Source organism: Agrobacterium sp., from assembly GCF_059499945.1.
On record NZ_JCABZP010000014.1, the window covers coordinates 151,437 to 167,777 of the forward strand.

Below are 16,341 nucleotides of genomic sequence, written 5' to 3' on the forward strand. Positions count from 1 at the left end.
TGAGTTTTTCGCTCTGTTGAATGAAAACGGTAGGACAACGACTGGAAGGGTCACGGCTTGCCTGCACAATTGTCGCCCACGGAGGCCTTGGGGCTCTGGCATCGTGTATCCACGGCGCAGGTCGTTGACGATCAGCCGGATTTGACCTTGCGTCAAACCGCCATCCTGCTGCAGATTTATCTCGTGCCGCCGCCGCACACTGTCCGGGGTCTTGCCGCCATGCTGGGGGTCACCAAGCCGGTCATTACCCGCGCGCTCGACAGTCTCGGCGCGCTCGGGCTGGTCGATCGGGTTCGGGATGAGCGGGACAGGCGCAATGTTGTGATAAAACGCACGGTGGCCGGTGCGCTTTATCTGGAAAAAATCGGCGATCTGATTATTGATCAGGCGCGCAAGATCTAACCTCTGGATGTGAAACCCATGATGCTCGACCGCCGCCTGAATGTCTTCCGCTCCGACCTCGCCGATGAAAAACTGCAGGGCGTGGTGCAGGCCGAACGTTTTGTCAGGGGCACGGCCGCCCAGATCGTGTTGCCGGTTACTGGCCTGCGGCCGACGCCCGATCTTGCCGCCGGCATCGATACCGAGTTGCTGTTTGGCGAAACCATCCGTGTTTTCGACAGGGCCAGCGGCTGGGCATGGGTGCAGGCGGATGCGGACGGGTATGCCGGTTACGTGCCGGAAACGGCGATCGGCGATGTCGTTGTCGCCACCCATAGGGTGATTGCACCGCGCACTTTTCTCTACCCAGCCGCTGAATTGCGCAAACCGCCGGTCGCAGCGCTGTCCATGGGTAGCCTGATCCGCATCGTCGGCGAAGCGGAGACGCGCGGCACCCGTTACCTGCTGACCGAAAAGGGCGAAGGCATCATCGCTGCCCATTGCCAGGTCGTCGACGCGGCGCTTGAGGAAGATTATGTGGCGGTGGCGCTGCGCTTTATCGAAACGCCCTATCTCTGGGGCGGCCGCTCCGGTTTTGGTATCGATTGTTCCGGCCTCGTGCAGCTTTCCATGGCCATGACGGGCCGGCGGGTCCTGCGCGATACCGACATGCAGGTGAAGTCGCTCGGCGTGGAAATAGAGCGGGATGAATTGCGGCGCGGCGATCTCGTCTTCTGGAAGGGTCATGTCGGCCTTATGGAAAACGAGGAAACGCTGCTCCATGCCAATGGCCATACGATGAATGTCGCACGCGAAAATCTCGATGCGGCCATCGAGCGCATTGGCTGGCTTTATGAAAAGCCAACTGCTTACCGCCGGTTGGAGGACTGAGACGGCGGCTTTCACGAAATTGTGCCTGCCACGCCCTTTGTGTGGAGGTCGCCGACAGCCTACATCGGTTGAATGATGGTACGGGACCGGCATCGATGAAGACAAGAACGGCGACACGATTGGCAGCGATCCTCACGGCGGCTTTGCTGAGCGCGTCGGCGCAGGCACAGACTGTTTTCCAGAACGGTTTTGCCCCCGCTCCGGATGCCTATGCAAACCTGCCCGGCGTCAAGGATCCGCGCACGCTGCAGCCAAAGGTCCGCTACAACTGCCATAGCGCACTCGGCGTGACCGGATATTCCCGAGGTCCCTACAGGGATGTTTTCGGCAGCCGTGGGCTTCCTGTTCAGGGGTATCGCTGCACCGACGAAAACGGCATTTCCAGTTTCGGCGGCAGAAATCCCGTCTCCAAGGACTGGTATCCCGGCATAAACCCCGTAGACCCGACCTTTTGAAGCAGCATGTTTGAACACCGGACCGAAAACCCCATTGTGGTCTTCGGAAAATCGATGCGCGGGCGGTCGCGGCGGGCATTTGCCGGGCCAGTGCTCTGGACTTGTTGTCGCTTTTTCAGATAAATCTTTCCGCATGACAGGTTGATACCTGCCGGGGTGCGGAGTGACATCGGCTGTTCTGACCTTTGGCCGATATTGGGGAATGCGAGTATGACGAAGACCGATATAGCCACCCGTGTCCATAATCATACCTGGAAACTCGACCCGATCGTCCGCAGCCTGATTGATACGGATTTCTACAAGCTCTTGATGTTGCAGATGATCTGGAAGCTCTATCCGGAAGTCGACGCGACGTTTTCGCTGATCAACCGCACGAAGACAGTGCGGCTGGCGGAAGAGATCGACGAGATGGAGTTGCGCGAACAGCTGGATCATGCGCGCACCCTGCGTCTTTCCAAGAAGGAAAATATCTGGCTTGCGGGTAACACGTTTTACGGCCGCTCGCAGATTTTCGAGCCGGAATTCCTCTCCTGGCTTTCGAGCTATCAATTGCCGGAATACGAACTTTTCAAGCGCGACGGGCAATATGAGCTGAATTTTCATGGCCGCTGGATGGATACGACGCTCTGGGAAATCCCGGCGCTCGCGATCATCAACGAACTGCGCTCGCGCAGCGCCATGCGCTCGCTCGGTTATTTCACGCTTGATGTGCTTTATGCCCGCGCAAAGGCCAAGATGTGGGAGAAGGTCGAGCGGCTGCGGGAGCTGCCTGGCTTGCGCATTTCCGATTTCGGCACCCGCCGCCGCCACAGCTTCCTTTGGCAGCGCTGGTGCGTCGAGGCGCTGAAGGAAGGCATCGGGCCTGCTTTTACCGGTACGAGCAATGTTCTGCTCGCCATGGATTCCGATCTCGAAGCCGTGGGCACGAACGCGCATGAACTGCCGATGGTGGTCGCGGCGCTGGCGCAAACGAATGAGGAGCTGGCCGCAGCACCCTATCAGGTCCTGAAGGACTGGAACCGGCTGTACGGCGGCAACCTGCTGATCGTGCTGCCGGACGCCTTCGGAACCGCCGCATTCTTGCGCAATGCGCCGGAATGGGTGGCAGACTGGACGGGTTTCCGCCCCGACAGCGCGCCGCCGATCGAAGGCGGGGAAAAGATTATCGAGTGGTGGCAGAAGATGGGCCGCGACCCGCGCAAGAAGATGCTGATCTTCTCCGACGGTCTCGATGTCGACGCCATTATCGACACCTACAGGCACTTCGAAGGCCGCGTGCGCATGAGCTTCGGCTGGGGCACCAATCTGACGAATGATTTTGCCGGCTGCGCGCCGAAGACCATCGCCAGCCTCAAGCCGATCTCCATCGTCTGCAAGGTCAGCGACGCCAATGGCCGTCCGGCCGTGAAGCTCTCGGACAATCCGCAAAAGGCAACCGGCGACCCGGCCGAAGTGGAGCGTTACCTGAAGTTCTTTGGTGAAGAGGACCACAAGGAACAGAAGGTTCTGGTTTAAAGCTTTTCCAGGAAAAGTGGAGCCCGGTTTTCCGTCCGGAAAAGCTCTGAATTGAGAACGGGCGCTTCTGTTGAGGAAGCGCCCGTGGAAGCCTGACCTATCAGCAGATTACTTCGCGAACTGGTGTGCGATGTAATGGAAGAGTGCGCGGATACCCTGCGCCTCCCCACCGATCGATGAATGATGCCTCTCGCTCAGAGACCAGCCGTAAATATCGAAATGCGCCCAGCGTCTGGTATTGGTGACAAAACGCTTCAGGAACAGGGCGGCGGTGATTGATCCGCCCATGCCGCCCGAAGGCGCGTTGGTGATATCGGCCGCGCGTGAGCGGATATCCTTGTCGTAGCCCATATAAAGCGGCATGCGCCACAGCGGATCGTCCGTATCGATGCTGGCTTCGGCGATGTCATGCGCCAGATCCTCGTCATCGGTGTAGAAGGGCGGCAGATCCGGGCCGAGCGCGACGCGGGCAGCACCGGTCAGCGTCGCCATATCGATCATCAGGTCCGGCGCATCTTCGTCCGCATAGGCTAGTGTATCCGCCAGAACAAGACGGCCTTCGGCGTCGGTATTGTCGATCTGCACGGTGAGCCCTTTACGGCTGCGGTAGATGTCGCCGGGACGGAAGGCATTGGCGGAGATGGAGTTTTCGACAGCGGGCACGAGAACGCGAAGATCGACCGGCAGCTTCGCATCCATTATCATCAGCGCAAGACCGAGGACATTGGCCGCACCTCCCATATCCTTCTTCATCAGCGCCATGGAAGCGGCGGGTTTGATGTCGAGGCCGCCTGTATCGAAGCAGACGCCCTTGCCGACGAGGGTGAGGCGAGGATTGCCCTTCTTGCCCCAGTTCATCTCCAGAAGCCGCGGCGCGCTTTCGCTGGCCCGGCCGACGGCATGGATCAGTGGGAAGTTTTCCTTGAGCAGATCGTCGCCGGTGGTGACCTTCACCTTCGCCTTGTAATGGGCGGCAAGCGCACGGAAGGCGATTTCAAGCTCGTCCGGCCCCATATCGTTGGCCGGGACATTGATGAGGTCGCGCGCGAGGAAAACGCCGGCCAGAACGCGCTTGATCTCGCCGTCTTCCGCATCCTGCGGAATGAGAAGCTTTGCCCCGCTGGTCTTCGTGGTCTTGTATTTGTCGAAGCGATAGCTGCCGAGACCGAAGCCGAGAGCGAGGCGATTTGCCGTCAGCGGTGCGGTCTCGATGTGCCACTCGCCTTCCGGCAGCTCACGGGCGAGTTTCCCGGTGATGAAGGGAATTTCGGACGGATTGCTGCCGAGACCGAGAAGCACGCCGCCCAGCGAACCATCGGCGGAAGGAACGAGCAGGATGGCGCCTGCCTCTGCCTTGAAACCCGCCTTCTTTGCCCAGTCCAGCGCGACTGGGTCGATAGCACCCTGTTCGATATGGGCCGGCGTGACGGCGAAAACCGGCAATGTGCTGCCGGCCTTGGAGCTGAAGGGGGTCGGGCGTTCGATGAACTGATAGGGCGCCATTGTATGCTTCCGTAAATGTCGAGAATCGATGCGATTAACGCTCTGTTAGGGTTAACAGATTATTGCTTAAGCGAAAGTTGCGTCGTGTGAGTCTGTCGTGTGTCGGGCGCAAGATTGATCATTCTTGGGCGGGGGCGCTGCCATGACTGCATTTTCTTTAGGCAAGACGGGCCGGACAGGGTTGCTGCGGGGAGCATGTCTTGCCGCATTGGTTCTTGCGGTTTCAGGATGCGCGAGCACCAACAAGCCGGATCGCATGTCCACCGGCTCCATTCCCGCCGCCACACGCTCCTATGATCACATGAACATGGAGCAGCTTCGCCAGGCGGAAGAGAGCGCCGGCAAAGCCTATGAACGCAGCCCCAAGGATAAATCGGTGGGCATGAATTATGCCAGCGTGCTAATGATGACCGGCAAGAACACACAGGCTCTCGCCGTCATGCAGCAGATCGCCATCGCCAATCCGGCGGACCGTGATGTCCTTGCCGCCTATGGCAAGTCGCAGGCCGCCGCCGGCCAGCTGGAGCAGGCGCTTTCGACCATCCAGCGGGCACAGACGCCGGACCGGCCGGATTGGCGGCTATATTCCGCCGAGGGTGCCGTGCTTGATCAGCTTGGACGCTCGAACGAGGCACGTTCCCGATACAGGCAGGCGCTTGACCTGAAGCCGAACGATCCGAGCGTATTGTCCAACCTCGGCATGTCCTATGTCCTGTCGAGCGATCCGCGCACTGCCGAAACATATCTGCAATCGGCCATCGCCCAGCCGGGCGCCGATAGCCGTGTCCGCCAGAACCTCGCGCTCGTGGTCGGTCTTCAGGGCCGCTTTGCCGAGGCCGAACGCATCGCGGTTCAGGAACTCTCTGCGCAGCAGGCACAGGCGAACCTCACCTATCTGCGTGCGATGCTTTCGCAGCAGAACTCCTGGCAGCAGCTGGCGAAAAAAGACGGCAAACCGGCTGGTTGATGCGTTCGAGCATCCGCGTGCAGCGGCTGGCTGACAAGCAGTCGCCTCCGGGGCGCAAATATCGCCCCAAATCGCCTTGCGGTATTTTTCTATCAGAATGTGTCCAGAACGCGGATAATAGCCGGTCCAAGAATGACTGCGATCAGTACCGGCAGAAAAAAGACGATCATCGGCACAGTCAGTTTCGGTGGTAGCGCGGCAGCTTTTTTTTCGGCTTCATTCATGCGCTCATCGCGGCCTTCCTGTGCGAGAACGCGGAGCGCCTGGGCGAGCGGCGTGCCGTATCGCTCCGCCTGAATAAGCGCCTGTACCACGCTTTTGACGGTTTCGAGTTGGGTACGCGTGCCGAAATTCTCAAGAGCGACACGTCTGTCCTGAAGGAAAGATAATTCCGCCGTCGTCAACATCATTTCTTCCGCCAGTTCGGGTGACTGCTCGCCCATCTCTTCCGCCACGCGGCGCATGGCAGCTTCCATGGATACCCCGGATTCGATGCAGATCAGCATGAGGTCGAGCGCGTCCGGCCAGGCCCGCTTGATTGATGCCTGACGCTTGGTCATGCGATTTGATACGTAAATATTGGGAGCGTAAAAACCGATGTAACCGAAAAGAAGCACAGCCATTAGCCGGATGATAAACGCTTTGTCGGCGAGGTTTCCGAGAATGAAGATCCAAGTGAAGGCGATGGCCAGAAAAATAAACGGCAAGACGAACCGTGCGGCAAGGAACGTGTTGAACGCGTTTTGTGAACGAAGTCCGGCTGCCCGGAGCCGGTTCATTGTGTTCTTATCGGCCAGCGCTTCTTGCAGGTTGAATTTCTCGACGATGCGGCGGGCGGATTTGTTATTGTTGCCTCGCAGGGAGGTTTTGCCGTCTCTGGTGACGGTCGCCATGCGGTCGCGCTCGCGACTACGGATGAGGTCGCGTTCCGATGATACCGCTTTCATGCGCTTGGCGAAATCTTTCCGCTCAAAAACCGGCATAATGAGGGTATAGAAGGTCGCAAAAACAGCGAGCGTCACAAGAATAGCGATGATCGTTTGTGGGTCAGTCAGGCGAGAAAGAAGATTTCCTGTCATACCACGCCCCTAGATATCGAAATTGATCATTTGGCGCATGATGAATATTCCGATCAGCATCCAGATCGCGGATGCTCCGAGAATAATGTGGCCGCGCAAGTCGGTGAAAAGTACCGACAGATAGTCGGGCGATGTGAAATGCACCAGCAGCATGACGACGAAGGGCAGCGAGCCGATGATAACTGCGGAAGCCTTCGCCTCCATCGAAAGGGCATTTACCTTCGCGCGCATCTTCTTGCGGTCACGCAAGACCTTTGAAAGATTGGACAGCGCTTCCGAGAGGTTGCCGCCGGCTTGTGCTTGAATATTGATGACCGTGCCGAAAAAGCTTACCTCAAAAAGCGGCATGGTCAGCATCATACGCTCGATCCCCTGCGGGATCCCGATGCCGACCTGTTGCGCATCGACGACGCGCTGAAACTCCGTTTTCACCGGTTCCTGGCCGTCCGATGCGATCAGTCGTACCGCGTCGTTCAGCGGTAAGCCGGATTTGATCGACCTGCACATGACGTCAAGCGCATTTGGAAACTCTTCAAGAAATTTTTTCTGCCTGCGCTTGAGAATAAACGCCAACGCCCACCGTGGTACCCCCAGCGCCACGACAATTCCTATGAGCAGAGCGAGAAGCAACGACAGGCCGTAAAGAAGGGCCATGAGAGCGAAGAAAACAGCCGCGCCGGCGCTCAACAGATGGAATTGCCGAGCGGAAAGCACCAGCCCCGCCTGAACTAGTTTGTCGCGCAGGCCGATATTCTTCGCTTTTTTCGCCTTTTCATTCTGTTTCTTTTCCATTTCCCGCAGGTTGTCCTGCATGGATTTGCGGCGTTTGCTAAGTTCCTGGACCCGGTCTCGTGCAGCTTTGATGTTTGTATGATCCGTCTCGGCGGCCTGCACTCGCTTGAAGCGGTTGTTGGTCTTTTTTTCGACCTCTATCTGCTGGAAAAGAAAGGCATAGGCGAGCGCTCCTGCCGAGATGGCGACGAGTACGGCCAGTAATATTATTGTCGGGTCCATGGCAGTCACTTTCCCTTAGGATGTCTTTTCCATCTCATCGAGCGCGGTCGCCAGGCGTTTCTCTTCGCCGTAATAGCGTGCACGATCCCAGAAATGCGGCTTGCTGATACCGGTTGATACGTGTCTGCCGATCAGCTTACCCTGGGCATCCTCGCCTTCGATCTCGTACCGCATCAGATCCTGGGTAACGATGACGTCGCCTTCCATGCCGATCACTTCCGTGATCTGCGTTATCCGGCGCGAGCCGTCGCGAAGACGCGCGGCCTGAATGACGACATCGATTGAGCCTGAGATGATTTCGCGCACGGTCTTGGCCGACAGGGTGAAGCCGCCCATGGCGATCATCGATTCGATACGGCTGAGGCATTCGCGCGGCGTATTGGCATGCAGCGTTCCCATCGAACCGTCATGGCCGGTGTTCATGGCCTGGAGCAGGTCAAAAACTTCCGGCCCGCGCACTTCACCGACGATGATGCGCTCAGGTCGCATGCGAAGGCAGTTCTTGACGAGATCGCGCATGGTGATCTCACCTTCCCCTTCGATATTCGGCGGACGCGTTTCGAGCCTCACCACATGCGGTTGCTGCAGCTGCAGTTCAGCGGTGTCTTCGCAGGTGATGACACGTTCATCCTTGTCGATGAAGCTCGTCAGGCAGTTAAGAAGTGTTGTCTTGCCTGAGCCGGTGCCGCCCGAGATGACGACGTTGCAGCGGACGCGACCGATGATCTTGAGCAATGTCGCGCCTTCGGGCGTGATCGCTCCGAAACGCACGAGCTGGTCGAGCGTCAGCTTGTCCCTCTTGAATTTTCGGATCGTCAGCGCCGGGCCATCGATGGCAAGCGGTGGCGCGATGACGTTGACGCGCGATCCGTCCGGCAGGCGCGCGTCGCATATCGGGCTCGACTCATCCACGCGGCGGCCGACCTGGCTGACGATGCGCTGGCAGATGGAGAGCAACTGTGCATTGTCCCGAAAGCGGATATCGGACTCGATCGTCTTGCCGCCGACTTCGATGAAGGTCTGGCCAGAGCCGTTGACCATGATATCGGCGATGTCGTCGCGTGCGAGAAGCGGCTCCAGCGGCCCGTAGCCCAGAACGTCATTGCAGATGTCTTCGAGCAATTCTTCCTGCTCGGCAATCGACATGGCGAAGTTCTTGATCGTGATGATATCGTTGACGATATCACGAATTTCCTCGCGCGCGCTTTCCGCGTCGAGCTTGGCGAGCTGCGAGAGATCGATCGTATCGATAAGGGCGGAAAATACCTGGCTCTTGGTATTATAGTAGTCTTCCTTGCGGGTGCGTTTTCTCTGCGCTGGCGGTGGGCTCGCCGCAGCCTGACGAGTGATGGGTGATTGGCCGGGCTCAAGAGTGTCAATTGCAAGAGAGCGAGGCTCAGACACCGTCGCCACCTGCATGGGCACAGGTGCAACAGGTTCCGGCTTCGTGCTTCTGGCTGGGCCTTCAGGCCCGCGTTTTCCGAACATCGGCGTTTCCGTCTAAGGACGCAGGCAGAAGACCTACTTGCGCTTGAGAATATTCTTCAGTTTTTCCAGGCCGCCGCGTTTGCTTTTGCGCAGAACGGAGCGGCCTGTGATGGTATGGGCGATCTGCGAGAAGGTTTCCGCCGTCTGGGATTTTTCATCCATCTCGCTGATCATGCGGCCGCTATTGGCGGCATTTCCGAACAATTGTGCGTCGAATGGAATGATCGCGATCGGCTCGATTTCCAGCGGCTCGAGGAAGTCCGCCGGCGCGATTTCCGGACGTTTGGGCATGCCGACCTGATTGAGAACGAGATGCGGCAATTTGTCGTTGGGTCTCAGTTTGATCAGCGCGTCGAAGAGATTCTTCGTATTGCGCAGATTTGCGAGATCGGGAACCGCCGTAATGATCACCTCGTCGGCTTCCGCAAGGACTGCCCGGGTCCAGTCGCACCATTGGTGTGGAAGATCGAGAACCGCAACGGGCGCACTGCGCTGCAAAACCTCGAGGATCGGCAGAAATGCCTGACGATCGAGATCATAGGTCCTGTCGAGAAGCGACGGTGCCGCGAGCAGCGACAGATGATCGGAACATTTGGTTAGCAGGCGGTCGAGAAACACCTCGTCCAGCCGCTCCGGCGAGAAGACCGCTTCAGCCATGCCCTGGGCCGGATCCTGATCGAAATCGATATTGGCAGTGCCATAGGCAAGATCCATATCCGCCAGAATGGTTTCGGTGGAGAAGAGGCTCGAAATACCGAAAGCGCAATTATGCGCAATGGTCGACGAACCCACGCCGCCCTTGGCGCCAATGAAAGCGATGTTGCGGCCCAGCGGCTCCGCTTCGGGATCGACGAAGATCGCGGCGATCGAAGCCAGGAGATCGGCCATATTGATCGGCGCGACGAGATATTCGGAAATGCCGTTGCGGATGAGATCGCGATAAAGTGTTATGTCGTTGTGTCGGCCGACGATGATGACACGCGTGGAGGGATCGCAAACCTCCGCCAGGGGCGCGAGATCGTTCAGCAACGAGGCGGTTGAGCTTGCCGTTTCAAGAATGATGAGATTGGGCGTGGGCGACGCGGAAAACATCGTGGCGGCCGCATTGATATCGCCCTTCGTCACCCGCAGGGTAACCTTGCTCATGCGCCGGTCGCTGGACAGTGCATCCATGACGGCCTGCATATTGTCGCTGACGCAGAAAGCGTGAACGGAAATGCGGGGCAGGGGCCGGAGGTGGTCCATATCGGCAGCGCGCAATGGCGGCTCGGCTTCGCCGCCGCCACTTGGCTTGATATCGTATTCTACAGCGCTCATGGTCTTTCCTGCCGTAACAATTGTTGGAGCCGCATCAATTCGGCGTCGCCGTTGTCTTGCCTTGTCGATAGTTGTCGATGACTACCGCGCGACGTTCCGCATCGATTGCGCTCATACCGCGCGGACCGACCAGATCCATTGGATTGGCGATCTGCGCCGCGAGATTACTTTGGGAAGCGCACCCGAAATTGTACCAGTTCTTGTTTGCGAAGGTATTGTCTGACAGGTCCTCTGGCCATTGACCGCACTGGCCGGTCATGGCCGTAACGGCGACATAGCTCAGGCGGATAGGGGCGGCGTCGCCATTCGGGGAAGCGGCATAGCGCGTTTCCATGATCTTGCCCGGTGCCACACCCGCACCGGAAAGCGTCGAGCGAATCTGTTTCGCCATACGTGATGCGGCCGCTGAATTGGCCGATCCCGACGGGGTCTGAATATTAACGATACCAGTCGACATCGACGCATAATTCTGAGCAAAGCCGCGGACGTTATCCGCCATCGCCGTGGTCAGCCGGCTGTCGCTGGCCGAGACCGGAATGTCCAGCGAATGCTCCGCCTCCGACAGGGTGATCGGGTGGCGTGTGCGATAATCGTCGGGAATGGCGTTGGTGGTCATCGGATCGCGTGCGCAGCCCTGTAACAGGCCGGCGGCAAGCGCGGCAATGATGACGAGGCCGGTCCTTCTTCCGGACTGGCAGGGGAAAAAGGAGGAATAGGTTTCCTTCATGACGTTTCCTGCCCTGACCGGGCTTACTGTGAAGAGGGGATTTTGTGTGCGTGTCGTCATTTGTAGATGAACCCCACTGACCCCTGATAGGGCGCCGCCTGAACCCGGTCCTTGCGGCCATAGACCTTGTTGACGCGGTTCATGAAATACATGGCGGCATCGTTTTCCGGGTTGAAGTTGTCATCCGGCCGGGCGATCTGGTTGCGGGCCACGGGCCGAACCAGATAAGGCGTTGCGATGATGACCAGCTCCGTTTCGTTGCGCAGGAAGTCCTTGCTGCGGAAAAGCGTGCCGAAAATCGGGATTTTTGACATACCCGGAAGCCCGGACATGGCCTGACGGATATTGTCCTGAACGAGCCCTGCGATCACGATCGAGCCACCAGAAGGAAGCTCGACCGTTGTGGATGTTTCCCGCTTGCGGACAGACATGTAGGTTGAGCCCGGAATGCCCCGACCGTAATTTCCGGTTACGACATTGCCTTCATAGGTCGGCTCGGACACATTCGTCTCGATCTTGAGACTTATCCTGCCGGGTGAAAGCACCACTGGCCTGAAGTTCAACGTGATACCGTAGTCGACTGTTTCCGTTTCGCGTTTGACGGTCGCGACGCCTGTTTCCTTGTCGAGCGAAACATCCTGTTCGGCAGCAATTCGAAAATCTCCGCCGACATAAAATTTAGCCTGCTCGCCGGAGATCGCCGTCAGGCTCGGTTCCGCCAATGTCCGCATCACCCCTGCCTGTTCCATGGCGTTGAGGTAAGAGGCAAATCTCAGTGAGCCGGAGCCTATAGCTCCGCTGGCTATGCGCGTCGCGCCGTCGATTGCGTTTCCGAGATTGGAAGGATTTGAGAACTCGAAACCGTTGTTGCTTGTCGAACTGCTGATGGAACCGTTGAAGCCCAGCTGCTTCAGCACCTGCCTGCTGACTTCGGCGACGGTCACCTTCAGTGTCACCTGATCCTCGCCCTCGATCGTCAGCATGTTGACGATCTGCGATACTTGGCGGTTTTCGGCAAAAATCGCGGCGTCACCCCCGTTGTCGCCGCCCGTCAGCGAGATATTGCGGGTGGTGGCTTCACCACCTTTCAAAAAGGCTTCGGCAAGCTGCACTGCGCGCGCGGAATCCTGCGGCGTGCGCACAGATCCGGTGAGAACGATGTTGTCGGAGACGATCTCGACTTTGATGTCGGATTCAGGAATGAAGCGACGAATATTGGCTTCAAGACCAACGATATCCCGCTCTACTTCCAGATCGAGGCTGACGATTTCACGCCCACCATCGCCGAAAATAAAGATATTTGTCTGTCCTACCGTTTTTCCGAAGAGATAGATCCGTCTGGACGTGCGCGTTACCGCATCGGCAAGGCTGGGATCGGCGACAAGAATGTCGTGCGCGTCCTCGGGCAGGTCGATGACCAGCGCCTTGTTGAGACCAAGCTTCAGGCGCTTGCGAATGCCTGATCCGCTCTCAGTAATGCGCACAATGCTCGCGCTTTGCGCCTCGGCTTCGCCGATACCCAAAAATTCGGATGAACGCTGGCCGGGAATGCCGGAAAAAGCCACGCAGAACGCAAGCCCGCCGAGCATCGACGAACGCAGGTGTTGTTTGAAACGCCTTGCCATGAACCCCTTGATCATTGTGATGCTCCTTGACCGCCCTTGACGATCGAGCCGGATTTGATCACCTGAATTTCGGGCTGCCCGGCGCCGCCATTGAGAAGATAATCAGCCGAAAGCGTGTCGTTTTCCTGCGCGTCGGCAACCGAGCGCAGAGCCAGCGTGAGACGATCCGCCATCTGTTGCGCCACGGTCATAATCTTGGCTTGGTCCGGCGTCAGTTCCAGTGTCGCGGTTGCGCCAACCACTGCCGACGTACCGTCTTCGCCTTCCTTGATCTGCTGGTCGATGGCCAGAACACGAACGTTATTCAAAACATTCTCGGTCAAAAAGTTACCGTTGTCGCCTTTGCGGACCATGATCACGTCAACACGGTCATTCGGCAGCACGAAACCGCCTGCCCCGGTTGAAACCGAAATCTCTGTCGAAACAGCGCGTTTGCCGGCGGGTAAAAGCGAGGACATGATGCGAGCGCTGGAATCGACGACTTTTTCCGGTCGGATCGGCTCACCCTCGAATAACGGGAGCCGTACGACGGCACCGGAAAGTTCGATGATTGCGTTCGGGCTTTTCGTTTCCGTTATGAAACTATCGACGACGTTGCCCTGTGGCCAGGGAGTCCAGCGCACTGAACTATCATTCAGGCGACTGCCGACCGGCAGGTTGACCGAGGAAACGAGAACGTTGACCGTCGGTTCTTTCTGGATGATCGTTTCTGCTTTTTCGATAACCTGCTTTGTGCCGGAAATTTTCATGGCGACAAGACCGGCAAGACCGGCGGCTACCAAAGCAACGGATAGAATGACGATACGCGACGGTTTCATGCTCGATCCTTGAAGGAATCAGATTCTTCTCCCCTCAGGATGACGCGCTATTGGTATAATTATGGTTAATATTATGCGTGGATTTGTGGTTAACAGGCCTTTAATTTCGGCAATTACAGTATTCGCTCAGGAAAGACTGGCGATGGCAGCTTCTACGATCGGTGCGTTGCCATAGGTCAAAAAACCGGCGATGGCGATGCCGATCCCGTAGGGAATTTTTTTTGCTGCGAGCAAGGAATCGGGGAGGGGAATGCCGCTGGCCATGATTTCCTGCGAGCGCGACCGCAAGAGCAGAATGCCGAGAGTCAACAGGCCGCCAACGAAGGTCACCGAAAGTAAAAATTCTATGAGGGACGGGTTGAAGCCATACCATACTGCTGCGGCAGTCAATAGCTTGGCATCTCCTCCACCCATAACATTGGCTGCAAAGAGTGCGAAGCAGGCAAAAAACACGGCGGCGGCAGCTGCAAGGCTCATTGCAAAAGTCTGCCAGTCCATACCGGAAAAAGGCGCGATCAAAATGAATGACAGCAGCAAAATGAGCGATATCCGGTTGGGTATCGTCATGCTCAAGAGGTCTGTGAATGCCGCGAAGGCAAGGCAGAGCGGAAGCGTCAGAAAAATGGCGGCTATAACCACGAGGGAGACTCCCTTTTTACTCGGCCAATTCCAGGCGGATTGAAGACGAATCCGGGTATTCAGTATAATACGAAAATGCCGCTCACGGTTGAGCGGCATTCCCAATTCAGCGGTCGAAAACTATTAGAACGTCGTGTTTCGGGCCGTCTGCATCGTCGTACCGATGCCATCAAAGAGTGCGTCGAGCTGCGTACCGACCATGCTTGCACCGCCTACGATTGCCACTGAAAGCAGAGCAGCGATCAGGCCGTATTCGATTGCAGTAGCACCGGATTCATCCTTGAGGAAACGAGCGAAAATCTTGGTCATAGGGTCTCTCCTAACTTGTGTTGGTTCAGCACGCCGACAACTGTTCTCCGTTGTTCGGTTGCGTTCAAACTACAGCCGAGCGATTTCCAAGCGCTTAAAAAAAACGATTAACTCAAAGTAAACGGCAGGATGAGTTTCTTTTGGTAAATAAAACAAAAAAGTATTGCCTGCATTTTTACATTTGCCGATAAACAAATATATTCAACTGCTGGCAGTTTGTCTTTTCCGACCAAGTTTCCTTGGGAAGAGGTGCAGATGTTCAGTTTTGAGGCGGGGCGGGGAGACGCGGCAATATCAATACATTACGCATGGTTACCATCCGCCTCGCGGATTTCTGCCATTTAACGCTTCATTCACTAAAACCGCGCATTCTGCGGAGCAATAAGTGCGGGTAGTGAGCAAGGACCAAACGCGTGTCATCCGGAAAACTGGCGAAAATTGTGGTCGGCTTGTCCGTCTTTCTATCAGGTTCGCTGCAGCCGGCTTTTGCTGAGGATGACATATTGCGTGTTTCGATGAATCACGCCCGTGTCCTTCGTCTCGACCGCGCCGTCAGCAAGGTTATTGTCGGCAACTCCAAGGTCGCCGATGCCACGGTTGCCGATGCCACCACGATTGTTCTGACGGGTCGCAGTTTCGGCACGACCAATCTCGTGCTTCTGGATGCCGACGGCAATCCAATCGTGGATGAACGCATTCTCGTCTCTATCGACGAGGGTAATACGGTGCGAGTTTTCCGCCAGACGGAGCGGACCGTTCTGTCCTGTACGCCGAACTGCGAGCAGCATTCGCAAAATAGTGGCGACAAAGACGCTCAGCCGTAACGAAGCATGTCACATCAGAGTTCTGTGCTGTAGAGAGAGGTCTTCCGAAGAGGACGAAGGCCGCTTGTCCCTGAGTGCCTGCAGCTTTTCTGGGAGTAGCTAAAAGCGAAAAAAGCAACACGCTTCCCGGCGTTTGCCGGTCGGCTATATGTTGCTGTTTTTTCGGCTAAGTTCTTGATCTGGCTAAGATCAAAAATGGAATGGTGCCCAGAAGAGGACTCGAACCTCCACACCCTTGCGAGTACCAGCACCTGAAGCTGGCGCGTCTACCAATTCCGCCATCTGGGCGACGGAGAGCGATGTACGAGGGCAGCCGCCCGGTGTCAACAGACTTTTTGAACTTTTATGACGATCATTGATTTTAAAGGGAAAAAACTTGGTTATGGCTGTTGAAACATGTCGCCGGGTCAGGTGTCGAGCCCTTCATGCTTCGTTCTGTCCACATGACCGAGGTCACGCTCCGGGTCGATGATGTCACGGATTCTCTGTTTGAGTTCTTTTGGGCCGGGAAAACCACCATCGCGTTTGCGTTCCCATATGATCGTGCCGTCCACGGAGATCTCGAACAGACCGCCGGTCGAGGGGATGAGGCTGACTTCGCCGATATCGGAAGCGAAGGTCTGCAGGATTTCCTGCGCCATCCAGCCGGCCCGAAGCAGCCAGTTGCACTGCGTGCAATAGCGGATGGTTATGCGGGGTTTGGTCTTGGTCATCCTCAGGTCTCTTTCATCGCCCGGCGACAATAATGTTCACGATAATGTCAACTATAATACTCATGTTTTTACCGGG

17 protein-coding genes and 1 tRNA gene are annotated in these 16,341 nt (G+C 57.1%); 6 read left to right on the plus strand and 12 right to left on the minus strand.

Translation table 11 applies throughout. From position 1 onward, the window contains the following. The first annotated feature begins 57 nt into the window (after positions 1-57). From AC5I5B_RS12430 to pncB, 4 genes are all read left to right on the plus strand, one after another. Positions 58-402: a MarR family transcriptional regulator gene (locus AC5I5B_RS12430; protein WP_003507384.1), complete on the plus strand. Its 345-nt coding sequence runs from the start codon at positions 58-60 to the stop codon at positions 400-402. An 18-nt stretch (positions 403-420) separates the two neighbouring features. Next, positions 421-1,272, plus strand: coding sequence for a C40 family peptidase (locus AC5I5B_RS12435; RefSeq protein WP_495752735.1), 852 nt, complete (start codon positions 421-423; stop codon positions 1,270-1,272). A 95-nt stretch (positions 1,273-1,367) separates the two neighbouring features. After that, positions 1,368-1,727 (plus strand): hypothetical protein, encoded by a 360-nt coding sequence (locus tag AC5I5B_RS12440; protein ID WP_031233701.1) that lies wholly within the window; start codon positions 1,368-1,370, stop codon positions 1,725-1,727. A gap of 210 nt (positions 1,728-1,937) precedes the next feature. Next, on the plus strand, positions 1,938-3,242 hold the full coding sequence (gene pncB, locus AC5I5B_RS12445; RefSeq protein ID WP_003507389.1) for a nicotinate phosphoribosyltransferase: 1,305 nt from the start codon (positions 1,938-1,940) through the stop codon (positions 3,240-3,242). Positions 3,243-3,350: 108 nt separating this feature from the next. Here pncB and AC5I5B_RS12450 read toward each other — a convergent pair whose 3' ends face one another. Next, a complete protein-coding gene (locus tag AC5I5B_RS12450) occupies positions 3,351-4,745 on the minus strand; it encodes a leucyl aminopeptidase (RefSeq protein WP_003507391.1) in 1,395 nt (464 codons plus the stop codon). Between the two features lie 142 nt (positions 4,746-4,887). On the opposite strand from AC5I5B_RS12450, the gene AC5I5B_RS12455 reads away from it, so the two are divergent. Continuing rightward, complete coding sequence (locus AC5I5B_RS12455; RefSeq protein WP_087743203.1) at positions 4,888-5,712, plus strand: tetratricopeptide repeat protein; 825 nt, start codon at positions 4,888-4,890, stop codon at positions 5,710-5,712. 92 nt (positions 5,713-5,804) lie between these two features. On the opposite strand, the gene AC5I5B_RS12460 is transcribed toward AC5I5B_RS12455, so the two are convergent. The 9 genes from AC5I5B_RS12460 to AC5I5B_RS12500 form a co-directional block, all read right to left on the minus strand. Then, positions 5,805-6,791, minus strand: coding sequence for a type II secretion system F family protein (locus AC5I5B_RS12460; RefSeq protein ID WP_003507395.1), 987 nt, complete (start codon positions 6,789-6,791; stop codon positions 5,805-5,807). Positions 6,792-6,800: 9 nt separating this feature from the next. Next, positions 6,801-7,805: a type II secretion system F family protein gene (locus AC5I5B_RS12465; RefSeq protein WP_003507398.1), complete on the minus strand. Its 1,005-nt coding sequence runs from the start codon at positions 7,803-7,805 to the stop codon at positions 6,801-6,803. 15 nt (positions 7,806-7,820) lie between these two features. Then, positions 7,821-9,293, minus strand: a complete 1,473-nt coding sequence (locus AC5I5B_RS12470) for a TadA family conjugal transfer-associated ATPase (RefSeq protein WP_495752736.1) — start codon at positions 9,291-9,293, stop codon at positions 7,821-7,823. 33 nt (positions 9,294-9,326) lie between these two features. Beyond that, positions 9,327-10,610, minus strand: a complete 1,284-nt coding sequence (locus AC5I5B_RS12475; protein ID WP_020812469.1) for a CpaE/TadZ family protein — start codon at positions 10,608-10,610, stop codon at positions 9,327-9,329. A 34-nt stretch (positions 10,611-10,644) separates the two neighbouring features. Next, positions 10,645-11,337, minus strand: a complete 693-nt coding sequence (locus tag AC5I5B_RS12480; protein ID WP_003507402.1) for a CpaD family pilus assembly protein — start codon at positions 11,335-11,337, stop codon at positions 10,645-10,647. 56 nt (positions 11,338-11,393) lie between these two features. Continuing rightward, positions 11,394-12,977: a type II and III secretion system protein family protein gene (locus tag AC5I5B_RS12485; protein WP_131861329.1), complete on the minus strand. Its 1,584-nt coding sequence runs from the start codon at positions 12,975-12,977 to the stop codon at positions 11,394-11,396. Next, entirely contained in the window at positions 12,974-13,780 is an 807-nt protein-coding gene (cpaB, locus tag AC5I5B_RS12490; RefSeq protein WP_003507404.1) for a Flp pilus assembly protein CpaB, read from the minus strand. The genes AC5I5B_RS12485 and cpaB overlap by 4 nt, the downstream gene beginning before the upstream one ends. A gap of 126 nt (positions 13,781-13,906) precedes the next feature. Continuing rightward, complete coding sequence (locus tag AC5I5B_RS12495; RefSeq protein WP_129564650.1) at positions 13,907-14,419, minus strand: A24 family peptidase; 513 nt, start codon at positions 14,417-14,419, stop codon at positions 13,907-13,909. Between the two features lie 123 nt (positions 14,420-14,542). Further along, on the minus strand, positions 14,543-14,728 hold the full coding sequence (locus AC5I5B_RS12500; RefSeq protein ID WP_003507406.1) for a Flp family type IVb pilin: 186 nt from the start codon (positions 14,726-14,728) through the stop codon (positions 14,543-14,545). Between the two features lie 413 nt (positions 14,729-15,141). Between AC5I5B_RS12500 and AC5I5B_RS12505 the strand changes: the two genes are divergently transcribed. Beyond that, positions 15,142-15,552 (plus strand): pilus assembly protein N-terminal domain-containing protein, encoded by a 411-nt coding sequence (locus AC5I5B_RS12505; protein WP_020812471.1) that lies wholly within the window; start codon positions 15,142-15,144, stop codon positions 15,550-15,552. Positions 15,553-15,753: 201 nt separating this feature from the next. On the opposite strand, the gene AC5I5B_RS12510 is transcribed toward AC5I5B_RS12505, so the two are convergent. Next, a tRNA-Leu gene (locus AC5I5B_RS12510) sits at positions 15,754-15,840 on the minus strand. 119 nt (positions 15,841-15,959) lie between these two features. Next, complete coding sequence (locus tag AC5I5B_RS12515; protein WP_003507408.1) at positions 15,960-16,265, minus strand: Rdx family protein; 306 nt, start codon at positions 16,263-16,265, stop codon at positions 15,960-15,962. Positions 16,266-16,341 lie beyond the last annotated feature (76 nt).